This window comes from Nocardiopsis sp. NPDC049922, from assembly GCF_040660275.1.
In the GTDB taxonomy this organism is placed as follows: domain Bacteria; phylum Actinomycetota; class Actinomycetes; order Streptosporangiales; family Streptosporangiaceae; genus Nocardiopsis.
This window is the reverse complement of sequence record NZ_JBFAME010000005.1, coordinates 355396-366882: the sequence shown is the minus strand read 5'-3', so window position 1 is coordinate 366882 and position 11487 is coordinate 355396. Positions and strand designations below refer to the sequence as shown.

The window sequence follows — 11487 nt, the reverse complement described above, 5'->3', positions numbered from 1 at the left end:
AGTGACGAACCTGTCCTCTGTGGGTGAAGGAAGATGCCATGTCCGACCGTCGGTGCCCGGCCACCGCGCAGACCCTGGCCGCCCTGAGCGCCGTCGCACTGCTGGTGCCGACGGCCCCGGCCCTCGCGCGGACGCACTGGATCGCACAGGACCTCGCCTCCGCCGACCGGGTCGGGCTGGTGCTCGACGACGGCGCGTTGCGCGTGGCCGCCGGCGGGTCGGCGGACGGGACCAGCGCCCGCAGGGAGCACGCCGCCCCCGACACCGGGCTGGCCACCTTCCCCGAACGGGGACTGGGGGCGCGCACCGACACGGTGGACCTGTTCGTGCGGGCCGAGGGGGACCGGGGCGACGTGCTGGCCGAGGCGCGCGGCGTGCGCGACGACGGCATGTGGACCGAATGGCACCCGGCGCCGGAGCACGGTCGGGTCACCCTGCCCGAGAGCGTCTCCCGCGTGCAGCTGCGGGTGGAGCTGGACGGGGACGACACGGCGCTGACCGGACTGGGGGTGCGTCCGGCCGATCCGTCGCCGCACGGCGGACCTGAGGGACCTGGCGGATCTGAGGGCCCCGACGGGCACGACCGGCCGGGGGCGGACGGGACGCACGGTTCCGAGGCCCCCGAGGACCGCACCGACGAGAAGGAGGGGCGGGAGGGAGCCGGGGACGAGCGGATCACGCCGTTCTCCGCCCGGCTCTTCGCCACCCGGATCGGTCTGGTCGGCGGGCGCACCGCCAACGGCCACACCATCCGCACCGCCGACCACTTCGTGGCGCTGCCGTCGCGCCGCGCCCTGGCTCCCCGGGGCGGGGGCGACTACACGGTGCGGGTGTGCACGACGGGGGCGCTGGGACCGAAAGCCCAGGCCTCGCCCGCGGCCCACGAACCCCGCTGCGCCTACCTCCCGGTGTGGGACGTGGGCCCGTGGAACATCACCGACGACCACTGGAACGAGTCCCGCCAGAGCTGGCCCGACCTGACGCACGGCCGCCCCCAGGCGCAGGCCGCCTACTCCGACGGCCACAACGGCGGTCGCGACGGCTTCGGCCGCAGGGTCGGCAACCCGGCCGGGATCGACCTGGCCGACGGCGCGTTCCGCGAGGGGCTCCAGCTGCCCGACAACGGGTGGGTGGAGGTCGACTACCTGTGGACCGCCGAGTACCGCGCCAAGGCCAGGATCACGACCGCCACCCAGCGCGATCCGGTGATCGTGCGGGGCGGGCCCGGACTGGAGCACTCCCCGGTGGGGCTGGCCGCGCACACGGCGGTCGTGGACGTGGCCTGCCAGGCGGTCGGGGACGTGGCCAGGGGGCCGTTCGGGACGGATGACGCCTGGTACCGGATCGGGGAGGACAACTACGTCCCGGCCGTGTTCGCCGACGGCGGCTCCGGCGCGCCCGCGTGCGAACCGCTTCCTTGAGGGCCGCCTCGGTCGGTGCGGGTCAGGCGCGGATGACGACGGTGCCGCAGGCCCGGTCGTGGAGGGCACGGCGGTGCTCCCCGAGGGAGGCCATGGACTCGCCCAGGGAGAACAGGTGGCCCAGAACCGGCAGCGACTGGGGAAGTCCGAACAGCGCGGCCCGGCCCATGGCCTGGCCCTGGCTGAGCCGACCGCCGTCGGCGGCGTTCACCACCCTGATCCCGACCATGGCCTTGCCCAGGGTGCGTCCCCACGCCACCAGGTACAGCCAGTCGTAGAAGAACAGCAGCACGCCCCAGCCGAACAAGAGCATCAGTGCCCAGACGCTGGCCTCGGCGTCACTGGTGTCGGAGTCGCCGGTCAGCAGCATCAGCAGGATGACCACGACGACGAAGAACGCGGTCGCGGCGATCGCGGCGAGGACGTAGTCGATGGACCGCGCGGCCAGTCGGCGGCCGAAACCGGCCAGCTCGGGCCCTCCGTGCGCGCCGGGGGCGGACGGGGCGGCGTACCTGGGGTCCTGCGGATACCAGTGGGGGGTGGACATGCGGTTCCTCGGTGGGTGGTTCTCGTCGGGGCGTGGCCGCCCTCCGGGATTCGAGAGTACCGATGCGACGGCCGTGCCTGGTGTGGCCGACGAGGACCCGTTCGGGCGGAGGTGAGGGGCGGATCTCCGCCCCTCACCCGGTCTCCGCGGCGTCAGGCGCCGTTGTAGGGCACCGCGTCGATGATCTCCACGCCCAGGGAACGGCCGTTGGGGAGCTGGTAGCTCACGTTCTCACCCACACGCTTGCCGTTGATGGCCGAACCGAGCGGCGACCTGGGGGAGTACACGTCGATGGGGGCGCCGCTCTCCTCACGCGAGGCGAGGAGGAAGGTGACCTCCTCGTCGTCACCGTCGAACCTGACGGTGACCGTCATGCCGGGACCCACCACACCCTCGGTCCGGGGCGCCTCGCCGACCCGCGCGGTGCGCAGGATCTCGGTGAGCTGGAGGATGCGGGCCTCCATCTTGCCCTGCTCCTCCTTGGCGGCGTGGTAGCCGCCGTTCTCCTTCAGGTCGCCCTCTTCCCGGGCCGCCTCGATCTTCTCCGCGATCTCGACGCGCCCGCGCCCCGTCAGGTGGTCCAGCTCTCCCTTGAGCCGGTCGTACGCCTCCTGGGTGAGCCAGGTGACGTTGTCGTCGCGGGTCTGGGTCACGGGAACTCCTTGGTGTACTCGTAGCAATGGCCACCAGGCGGCCAGAGCTGAACTCACGAGAATATCACCGTGCGTCGACGCGCACTGGGCCTCGCGTGTCCATCCTGGTACCGGGCCACGCAGGGGGAGGGTTCGGTGGATCAGTCCTCCGAGTCTTGTTCCCTGCACGAGGCGACTTCTACCGTGGAAGCCTCTCGAACCGTGTCAACGCTCGTGGTGACCATGCGGTTCCCCGCCTCGGCCGTGGAACGGGCCTGGCCGACCTGGACGTGCTGGTCGTCCAGGGCCGTGATGAGGCACTGGGCGCCGGACTGGCTGTTGACCTCGAAGGTGATCCTCGCCTCGTCGGCCGACGCGATCTCGTAGGACACGACCTGGTGGTACACCCCACCGGCCAGGCCCGAGTAGTTCATGACGGAGTAGCCCCACCCGATCGCCGTGACGACGGCGAAGACGGTCCCGAAGACGAAGAAGAGCGGGCCGTTGCCGTGCCTCTTGTGCAGCGCTGGCGTGGCGTCGGCACTGTTCACGGCGGCTTCTTCCGGGGTCGCGGGCATCGGGAATCTCCGAACGAGGGGACGGTGTTGTCTAAGATATCCCCGACCTGACCGCCCCCCTACTCGGCCCACGCGTGAGTCGTCCATGCCGTGCTCTCGGGGTGCCCGGACGGCCCACCCGTCGAGCCGTTCACCGAGTCAAGGAGAATCCTTCGTTGTCCGAGCGACTGCGCCTCATGGCGGTTCATGCCCACCCCGACGACGAGTCCAGCAAGGGCGCGGCCACCATGGCGCGTTACGTGGAGGAGGGCGTCGACGTGCTCGTCGTCACCATGACCGGTGGTGAACGCGGCGACATCCTCAACCCCGCGATGGAACGTCCCGAGATCCGAGAGAACATCGCCCAGGTCCGGCGCGAGGAGATGGACCGGGCCAGGGAGATCCTCGGCATCCGGCAGGAGTTCGCCGGTTTCGTCGACTCCGGCCTGCCCGAGGGCGACCCGCTGCCGCCCCTGCCCGAGGGCAGCTTCGCCACCCTCCCGGTCGAGGAGGGCGCCGAGCCCCTCGTCGCGTCGATCCGCCGGTTCCGTCCGCACGTCATCCTCACCTACGACGAGCAGGGCGGATACCCCCACCCGGACCACATCATGACCCACAAGGTGTCGATGCACGCCTTCGACACCGCCGGCGACCCGGACGCCTACCCGGAGGCCGGTGAGCCGTGGCAGCCGCTCAAGCTGTACTACTTCGTGTCCTTCCCGCCCGAGCGGTTCGACGCGCTGGCCAAGGTCCTCGCCGAGCGCGGCCTGGAGAACCCGTTCGCCGAGTGGGTCGGGCGCATCAAGGACATGGACCGCCCGCGCTGGGAGATCACCACCCGGGTCCAGGCGAGCGAGTACTTCGACATCGCCGACGAGGCGCTCAGGGCGCACGCCACCCAGGTCGACCCCGACGGCTTCTGGTTCGCGGTGTCCAACGAGATCAAGGCCGAGGCCTGGCCGACGGAGGACTACCACCTGGTCCGTTCCCTGGTCGACACCGAGGTCCCGGAGACGGACCTCTTCGCGGGCGTCACCGAGTCGGTGAGAGTATGAGTGGCATGAACACGCTGCTGACCTCCGCGCCCGTGCTGGCGGACCAGATCGAGCTGGACCGGAACCTCGTGACCCCCGGTGTCCTGGGCTTCCTCACGGTGTTCGCGATCGGGGTCGCGCTCTACTTCCTCATGCGCAACATGACCGGGAAGCTGCGCGGCCTGTCCGCCGAGCACACCGAGTCCGGCGACGGCGCCACCGTGGCCGCGGCCTCGGGCGACGGCGCGGAGACCGGGAAGGACTGAGGCTCCGGTCCCGCCCTGCCCCAGCGGGGACCACGCCTCCGCTGGGGCGCGTGCGGCTGATGGCACAGTGGAGGTATGCCCAACCGCCTGAGCGACGCGACCAGCCCGTACCTCCTGCAGCACGCCGACAACCCCGTGGAGTGGTACCCCTGGGGTGAGGAGGCGTTCGCCGAGGCGCGCCGTCGCGACGTGCCCGTGCTCGTCTCCGTCGGCTACGCCGCCTGCCACTGGTGCCACGTGATGGCCCACGAGTCCTTCGAGGACGCGGCGACCGCCGAGCGGATGAACGCCCTCTTCGTCAACGTCAAGGTGGACCGCGAGGAACGCCCCGACGTCGACGCCGTGTACATGGAGGCCACCCAGGCCATGACCGGCCAGGGCGGGTGGCCCATGACCGTGTTCGCCACCCCCGACGGGGCGCCCTTCTACTGCGGGACCTACTTCCCGCGCGACCACTTCCAGCGGCTCCTGGAGGGCGTGGCCACGGCCTGGCGCGACAGGCGCGACGAACTCCTCAAGCAGGGCGACCGGGTGGTGACCGCGCTCAGCGGGCCGCGTACCCTGGCCGCCGCGCCCCCGCCCGCGCGGGAGACCCTGGACCTGGCGGTGCAGGCGCTGGTCCGCGACTACGACCATGGCCACGGCGGTTTCGGCACCGAGCCCAAGTTCCCGCCGTCGATGCTGCTGTCGTTCCTCACCGCGCAGCACGAGCGCTCCCTGCCGCTCCAGAGCACGGGGGAGCCCACACCCGCCGGGCTGATGGCCGCGGGCACGGCGGTCGGGATGGCCCGCGGCGGCATCTACGACCAGCTCGGCGGCGGTTTCGCCCGCTACGCGGTGGACCGGGAGTGGGTGGTGCCCCACTTCGAGAAGATGCTCTACGACAACGCGCTCCTGCTGCGCGCCTACACCCGGATGAGCCGCAGGCCGTCCGACACGGGCCTCGCCGAGCCCGACGAGCGCGCTCTCCTGCACCGGGTCGCCGAGGAGACCGCCGACTGGATGGTGCGCGACCTGCGCACCTCCGAGGGCGGCTTCGCCTCGTCCCTGGACGCCGACACCGAGGGTGAGGAGGGCGCCTTCTACGTGTGGACGCCCGCCCAGCTGCGCGAGGTCCTCGGCGCGGAGGACGCCGAGTTCGCCGCGCGGGTGTTCGACGTGACGGAGGGGGGCACCTTCGAGCGCGGTGCCTCGGTCCTCCAGCTCGCCCAGCCCCCCGCCGACCCCGCGCGGTACGACCGCGTCCGCGCGGCGCTGCTGCGTGCCCGTGCGGACCGCGAGGCCCCCGGCCGGGACGACAAGGTGGTGGCCGCCTGGAACGGCCTGGCCGTGGCCGCCCTGGCCGAGGCGGGAGCCCTGTTCGAGCGCCCCGACCTGGTGGACGCCGCCCGCGCCGCCGCCGACCTGATCCTGGACGTCCACGTGCGCGACGGCCGTCTCGTGCGCACCTCCCGCGACGGCCGTGCCGGAACCAGCGCGGGCGTGCTGGAGGACTACGCGGACATGGCCGAGGGGCTGCTCGCCCTGCACGGGGTGACCGGCGAGGCCCGCTACGCGCACGAGGCGGGGCGCCTGCTCGACGCCGTCCTGGAGCACTTCGGCGACGGGGAGGGCGGGCTCTTCGACACCGCGGACGACGCCGAGCGCCTGTTCAGCCGCCCCCAGGACCCGACCGACAACGCCACCCCCTCGGGCCGGTCGGCCGCCGCCTCCGCGCTGCTGACCTACGCGGCGCTGACCGGGTCGGAGCGGCACCGGACGGCCGCCGAGGGCGCGCTGTCACCGGTGTCGCTCCTGGCGGAGAAGGCCGCCCGGTTCGCCGGGTGGGCCCTGGCCACGGGGGAGGCCGTGTTGAGCGGCCCGCGCGCGGTCGCGGTGGTCGGCGACCCGGACGATCCCGCCGTCGACGAGCTGGTGCGCACGGCGCTGCGCTGGGCGCCGCTGGGGACGGCGCTCTCGCGCGGGGACGGCCGCACGGACGGCGACGTGCCGCTGCTGCGCGGACGCGCGCCGATCGACGGCCGGGCCACCGCGTACGTGTGCGAGGGCTTCACCTGCAAGCTGCCGGTCACCACGCCGGAGGGGCTGAGGGAGCGGTTGGCCGGAGCCTGAGCCCGTCCGGCGAAGGCGGTGGCGGGTGGGAGGAGGAGGCGTCCCCGGCCCCGTGGGCGCCCGAGGCGGTGCGGCTCAGCGCAGGGCGATCGCGCCGATGATCTTGTCCACCAGGTCGGGTCGGTAGTCGGGCTGCCGGACCTCCAGGTAGACGGTCTTGGGCACGCCCGGTTCGTGCACGGCGGCGCTGCTGAAGGACCCGTTGCCGTCGCAGTCCGCCCACTCCCACACGGTGCCCTCCCACGTGCCGCCGTCGGTGGCGCGCTGGGTCGGGGCGCCGTCGCACGGTTCGGTGTCGGCGATCGCGTCCAGGCGTTGGGCGCCCGGCATGACCGTCGCGTAGATCCCGTAGGACGGCTCGTCGGTGGAGTGCCAGGCGTCGACGTCGGTCGCCACGAGCAGTCCTGGACCCGCGCCCGCGTCAGCCGCCACCGGCCGGGCCTCCCGGTCGACGTCGAGCTCGGCGAACCAGGCCAGGGGGACGCCCACCTCCAGCTCGTGGCCGTCGGACTGGATGCGTGCCAGGTCCAGCCCGGGGTGGCCGACGGAGGAGGTCACGCCGGCGAACGTCACGGCGAGGACGGCCAGGAGGCGGCCCGCCCGGTGCCAGGGCATCCGGTAACGGCTCCACCACGGGTCCGCTCGGGGCAGATGGGGCGACATACGGATCGCCCTGACCCGATCGGTGAAGGTTTTGGCGTCCGCTGGACGGCTTTCCCGGTCCACCGAAAGTGCCGACAGGATGAGCGTGTCGAGCGCCGGAGGCAGCCCTGGCCGGATCCGGCCAGGTGCGATCCGCACCGGCGGGCGCGAGGGCGGACGTCCGGTGATGAGCTCGTAGGCGACCGCGCCGAGCGAGTACACGTCCGAGCGAACGTCCAGGTCACCGCCGGGGATGCTCTGCTCCGGCGACATGTACCCGGGGGTCCCGGCGGCCGCGGTGAACCCCGACGCCTCGTCGATCGACTTCGCGAACCCCAGGTCCGCCACCAGCACCCGCTGGCCCACCGGTGACGATTGGAGCAGGACGTTGGACGGCTTGATGTCACGGTGGATCGTGCCGTGGTTGTGCAGCACGGTGATGCCCTGGCCGATCTCGGTCAGCAGCCGCAGCGCCTCGTCGAGAGGTAGCTGACCTCGGCGGATGAGATCGGCCACGCTGCCCTGGTCGGCGTAGGTCATCACCATGTACGGCCGCCCGTCGGGCAGCACGTCCACGTCGTGCACGGCCACCAGCCACGTGGAGTCGGTCTGGCGCAGGATGCGCGCCTCCTCCAGGAACCGGTGCTGGATGTCCATCTGGTGCGCCCAGTTCTCGGCGAGTACCTTGATGGCCACCGGATAGTTGAGCAGATCGTCCTGTGCCAACCAGACGGTCGCGAAGGAGCCGGAACCCAGGCGCCTGATGACGCGGTAACGTCCGAAGGCCTCCGGTTGGCTCATGTCCGCCTCGGTCTGTCGGGGGTGGAAACGCGGTCGTTGCCCACTAATACACCATCTAGACCCCCACGCCGCGTTCCGCGGATATGATCCCCACTCCGGATACCTCCGATCTCCACGGGGCATGGACATCCATTGGACCCGTAGGCGGACGTGTGCACCAGCACGAGGGGCGCGAATCAGGGAGAGACCACCCATGGCCACTAGTGACCACCCAGTCCACGACGAGACCCCCGCGCCCCGGCGCCGGGTGGCGAGCAACGTCGACCAGGAGCTGGAGGACCTCGCCCGGCGGGCCAGGGACGGCGACTCCGCCGCCCTGGACGAAGTCCTGCGCCGCATCCAGCCCGAGGTGCTGCGTCGCTGCTCCCGGTTCCTGCCCTACCGCCAGGACGCGGAGGAGGCGTGTCAGGACGCGCTGCTGCGCGTGGCCCGCAAGATCGGCAGCTTCAAGGGCGACTCCCTCTTCACCACGTGGCTGTACACCGTGGTGTCCAACTCCGCCCGTCAGACCTACCGCTCCATGAAGCGCCGCGCGGCCGAGTTCCCCACCGAGGCCGAGCGCATGCCCCACCAGAGCGACCCCCGCACGACCAGTGTCATCGCCGGTTCGCGCATCGACCTGCTGGAAGCGCTCGACCAGCTGGAGAAGGACCGCCCCAACCTGGTCGCCCCCCTGGTCCTGCGCGACCTGTGCCAGATGGACTACAACGAGATCGCCTCCGAGCTCAACCTGGCGCTGGGCACGGTCAAGTCCCGGATCCACCAGGGGCGCAAGCACGTGCGCAAGTCGCTCGCCGTGACGTAGCCGCCCGCGGCGAACTACTCTGGGAGACATCCCTTCCCGGCCGCCGCTCCGGCGTGTGCCGTTACTGCTCCAGCTCTGAGAGGTATCGCCCATGGGGCTTCGTGACCCCCTGTACTGGTTGTACGAGCGACGTCTCGAACGTGACCTGACCAGCCAGGAGATGCCGCGCCACGTCGGTGTGGTGCTGGACGGGAACCGGCGCTGGGCCCGGAGCAGCGGCAAGCAGGCGCTCGTGGACGGGCACCGCGCCGGCGCGGACAAGATCTTCGAACTCCTGCGCTGGTGCGACGAGTTGGGCGTGCAGGTGGTCACCATCTGGATGCTGTCCACCGACAACCTGACCCGCGACGACTCCGAGCTCCAACCGCTCCTGCGCATCATCGAGGCCACCGTCGGCCGGCTGAGGGACGAGGGATGGAACACCCGGCCTGTCGGAGCCCTCGACGTCCTGCCCGACACCACCGCCCGCGCCCTGAAAGAGGCGGAAGCGGCCACATCCGGCAATCCGGGTCTGGTTGTCAACGTCGCCGTCGGGTATGGGGGTAGACGTGAGATCGCCGACGCGGTTCGGTCGCTCCTCCAGGAGGAGGCGGCCAAGGGCACCGGTATCCAGGAGCTGGCTGAGCGCCTGGACATCGAGGACATCGCGCGGCATCTCTACACGCGCGGCCAGCCCGATCCCGACCTGCTCATCCGCACGTCGGGGGAGCAGCGACTGTCCGGTTTCATGCTGTGGCAGAGCGTGCACTCGGAGTTCTACTTCTGCGAGGTCCACTGGCCTGCTTTCCGCAGGGTCGACTTCCTTCGTGCACTGCGTTCGTACGGCGCGCGCAACCGTCGCTTCGGCTCCTGACCCCCGCCCCCACCTCCCACCTCGGAGGGACCCCTTAACGCGGTGTTCACCGCATGTCGGGCCGGGGCTCTGGAAAACGGGCCGGTGGGCACGTAGCGTCGGATCAGACGGATGGCGTTCGTCCATCCGTTCGGGAGGCCCCGGCTCATTGATCTCCTCCGTCACCGCGGAACGTCAACGAGGAGGGCCGGACCCGGCCCTCTGGGGCCAGGTCCCGGTCCTCCATGATCCCGTGACAGTAGGGCGCCCCAGCGGTGCCCAAGGGGAGAACGAGTGGCTAGTTCCTCGACCGATCGCCGTGACACCCAGTCCCCCGCAGCCCCCCACCCGGAGGTGACGGAGGGCACGCGCGTGTACGTGCTCGACACCAGCGTCCTGCTCGCCGACCCGATGGCGGTCACCCGGTTCGCCGAGCACGAGGTCGTCATCCCCGTGGTGGTGATCACCGAGCTGGAGAGCAAGCGACACCACCCGGAACTCGGGTACTTCGCGCGCCAGGCGCTGCGCCTCCTGGACGACCTGCGGGTCGCCCATGGTCGACTGGACGTCCCGGTGCCGGTGAACGACCAGGGCGGCACGCTGCGCGTCGAACTCAACCACAGCGATCCGGAGGTCCTGCCGGCGGGGTTCCGCCTCGGCGACAACGACACCCGGATCCTGACGGTGGCGCGCAACCTCCAGCTCTCGCCGCTCGGCCGCGAGGACGCGGCCGAGGGGGAGGACGGCGGGGCCGCCGAGGGCGACGTCGTGCTGGTGAGCAAGGATCTGCCGATGCGGATCAAGGCCTCCTCGATCGGCCTGGCCGCCGACGAGTACCGGGCCGAGCTCGCCATCGAGCACGGGTGGACGGGGATGGCCGAGCTGGACGTGCCCGCCCACCGGATCGGGGAGCTGTTCGAGGCGGGCGCCAGTGAGATCGAGGAGGCCCGCGACCTGCCCTGCCACACCGGTCTGGTGCTGGTGTCCGAACGGGGCAAGGCGCTCGGGCGGGTGCGGGCCGACAAGTCCGTGCGGCTGGTGCGCGGCGATCGCGACGTGTTCGGCCTGCACGGCCGCAGCGCGGAGCAGCGGATCGCGCTGGACCTGCTCACGGACCCGGAGGTGGGCATCGTCTCCCTGGGCGGGCGCGCGGGCACCGGGAAGTCGGCACTGGCGCTGTGCGCGGGGCTGGAGTCGGTCCTGGAGCGCCGCCAGCACCGCAAGGTGATGGTGTTCCGCCCGCTCTACGCGGTGGGCGGTCAGGAGCTCGGCTACCTGCCCGGGACCGAGAACGACAAGATGACCCCGTGGGGTCAGGCGGTGCACGACACCCTGTCCGCCGTGACCAGCGAGGACGTCATCGAGGAGATCGTGGACCGGGGCATGTTGGAGGTGCTCCCGCTCACGCACATCCGCGGGCGCTCGCTGCACGACGCGTTCGTGATCGTGGACGAGGCCCAGTCGCTGGAGCGCGGGGTCCTGCTCACCGTGCTGTCCCGGCTGGGGGAGAACTCGCGGGTGGTGCTCACCCACGACATCGCCCAGCGCGACAACCTGCGGGTCGGCCGCCACGACGGGGTCGTCGCGGTGATCGAGAAGCTCAAGGGCCACCCGCTGTTCGCGCACGTGACCCTGAACCGGTCCGAGCGGTCGCCGATCGCCGCGCTGGTCACGGAGATGCTGGAGAACTGACGAGGATAGGGGGAACCGCGCCGTAGGCGTCCGTACGAGGGAGGAACGCGGGCCGGAAACCCTCCTCTGAGGCTTGTGGTGGGTGACGGGCGGGCGACGGGCGAGCCCGTCCTGGCACTCCACGCCAGGGCGGGCCACCGCTCCCG

Annotated in this window: 11 protein-coding genes; 7 read left to right on the top strand and 4 right to left on the bottom strand. The window is 71.6% G+C overall.

The window, feature by feature from the left end:
• Positions 1-38: 38 nt before the first annotated feature.
• Positions 39-1421, top strand: coding sequence for a hypothetical protein (locus tag AB0I72_RS12660; RefSeq protein WP_358566549.1), 1383 nt, complete (start codon positions 39-41; stop codon positions 1419-1421).
• 22 nt (positions 1422-1443) lie between these two features.
• Here the strand turns inward: AB0I72_RS12660 and AB0I72_RS12655 are convergent, their stop codons facing one another.
• The 3 genes from AB0I72_RS12655 to AB0I72_RS12645 all read right to left on the bottom strand — a co-directional run bounded on the left by AB0I72_RS12655 (position 1444) and on the right by AB0I72_RS12645 (position 3178).
• Positions 1444-1968 (bottom strand): RDD family protein, encoded by a 525-nt coding sequence (locus tag AB0I72_RS12655; RefSeq protein WP_358566546.1) that lies wholly within the window; start codon positions 1966-1968, stop codon positions 1444-1446.
• 152 nt (positions 1969-2120) lie between these two features.
• Positions 2121-2621, bottom strand: coding sequence for a transcription elongation factor GreA (gene greA / locus AB0I72_RS12650; RefSeq protein ID WP_358566543.1), 501 nt, complete (start codon positions 2619-2621; stop codon positions 2121-2123).
• A 140-nt stretch (positions 2622-2761) separates the two neighbouring features.
• Positions 2762-3178, bottom strand: a complete 417-nt coding sequence (locus AB0I72_RS12645) for a DUF4307 domain-containing protein (protein WP_358566540.1) — start codon at positions 3176-3178, stop codon at positions 2762-2764.
• Between the two features lie 155 nt (positions 3179-3333).
• Between AB0I72_RS12645 and mca the strand changes: the two genes are divergently transcribed.
• The 3 genes from mca (at position 3334) to AB0I72_RS12630 (ending at position 6569) form a co-directional block, all read left to right on the top strand.
• Positions 3334-4212 carry a mycothiol conjugate amidase Mca gene (mca, locus tag AB0I72_RS12640; protein WP_358566538.1) on the top strand — a complete coding sequence of 293 codons (879 nt, stop codon included), beginning with the start codon at positions 3334-3336 and terminating at the stop codon, positions 4210-4212.
• A gap of 5 nt (positions 4213-4217) precedes the next feature.
• On the top strand, positions 4218-4457 hold the full coding sequence (locus AB0I72_RS12635; protein ID WP_358566535.1) for a hypothetical protein: 240 nt from the start codon (positions 4218-4220) through the stop codon (positions 4455-4457).
• Positions 4458-4532: 75 nt separating this feature from the next.
• Positions 4533-6569, top strand: a complete 2037-nt coding sequence (locus AB0I72_RS12630; protein ID WP_358566532.1) for a thioredoxin domain-containing protein — start codon at positions 4533-4535, stop codon at positions 6567-6569.
• A 75-nt stretch (positions 6570-6644) separates the two neighbouring features.
• Here the strand turns inward: AB0I72_RS12630 and AB0I72_RS12625 are convergent, their stop codons facing one another.
• The gene (locus tag AB0I72_RS12625) at positions 6645-8012 is read right to left on the bottom strand and encodes a serine/threonine-protein kinase (protein ID WP_358566529.1); all 1368 of its coding nucleotides are present in this window, start codon (positions 8010-8012) and stop codon (positions 6645-6647) included.
• A gap of 193 nt (positions 8013-8205) precedes the next feature.
• Here AB0I72_RS12625 and AB0I72_RS12620 point away from each other — a divergent pair, with 193 nt between their 5' ends.
• The 3 genes from AB0I72_RS12620 to AB0I72_RS12610 all read left to right on the top strand — a co-directional run bounded on the left by AB0I72_RS12620 (position 8206) and on the right by AB0I72_RS12610 (position 11341).
• Positions 8206-8817 carry a sigma-70 family RNA polymerase sigma factor gene (locus tag AB0I72_RS12620; protein ID WP_358566526.1) on the top strand — a complete coding sequence of 204 codons (612 nt, stop codon included), beginning with the start codon at positions 8206-8208 and terminating at the stop codon, positions 8815-8817.
• A gap of 91 nt (positions 8818-8908) precedes the next feature.
• A complete protein-coding gene (locus AB0I72_RS12615) occupies positions 8909-9670 on the top strand; it encodes an isoprenyl transferase (protein ID WP_358566523.1) in 762 nt (253 codons plus the stop codon).
• Between the two features lie 273 nt (positions 9671-9943).
• Complete coding sequence (locus tag AB0I72_RS12610) at positions 9944-11341, top strand: PhoH family protein (protein WP_358566520.1); 1398 nt, start codon at positions 9944-9946, stop codon at positions 11339-11341.
• Positions 11342-11487: the final 146 nt, after the last annotated feature.

Excerpts from the sequence above, each read along its gene's own strand:
- AB0I72_RS12660 (WP_358566549.1), top strand. The coding sequence starts at position 39 with ATGTCCGACCGTCGGTGCCCGGCCACCGCGCAGACCCTGGCCGCCCTG.
- AB0I72_RS12655 (WP_358566546.1), bottom strand. The coding sequence starts at position 1,968 with ATGTCCACCCCCCACTGGTATCCGCAGGACCCCAGGTACGCCGCCCCG.
- AB0I72_RS12645 (WP_358566540.1), bottom strand. The coding sequence starts at position 3,178 with ATGCCCGCGACCCCGGAAGAAGCCGCCGTGAACAGTGCCGACGCCACG.
- AB0I72_RS12635 (WP_358566535.1), top strand. The coding sequence starts at position 4,218 with ATGAACACGCTGCTGACCTCCGCGCCCGTGCTGGCGGACCAGATCGAG.
- AB0I72_RS12630 (WP_358566532.1), top strand. The coding sequence starts at position 4,533 with ATGCCCAACCGCCTGAGCGACGCGACCAGCCCGTACCTCCTGCAGCAC.
- AB0I72_RS12625 (WP_358566529.1), bottom strand. The coding sequence starts at position 8,012 with ATGAGCCAACCGGAGGCCTTCGGACGTTACCGCGTCATCAGGCGCCTG.
- AB0I72_RS12620 (WP_358566526.1), top strand. The coding sequence starts at position 8,206 with ATGGCCACTAGTGACCACCCAGTCCACGACGAGACCCCCGCGCCCCGG.
- AB0I72_RS12615 (WP_358566523.1), top strand. The coding sequence starts at position 8,909 with ATGGGGCTTCGTGACCCCCTGTACTGGTTGTACGAGCGACGTCTCGAA.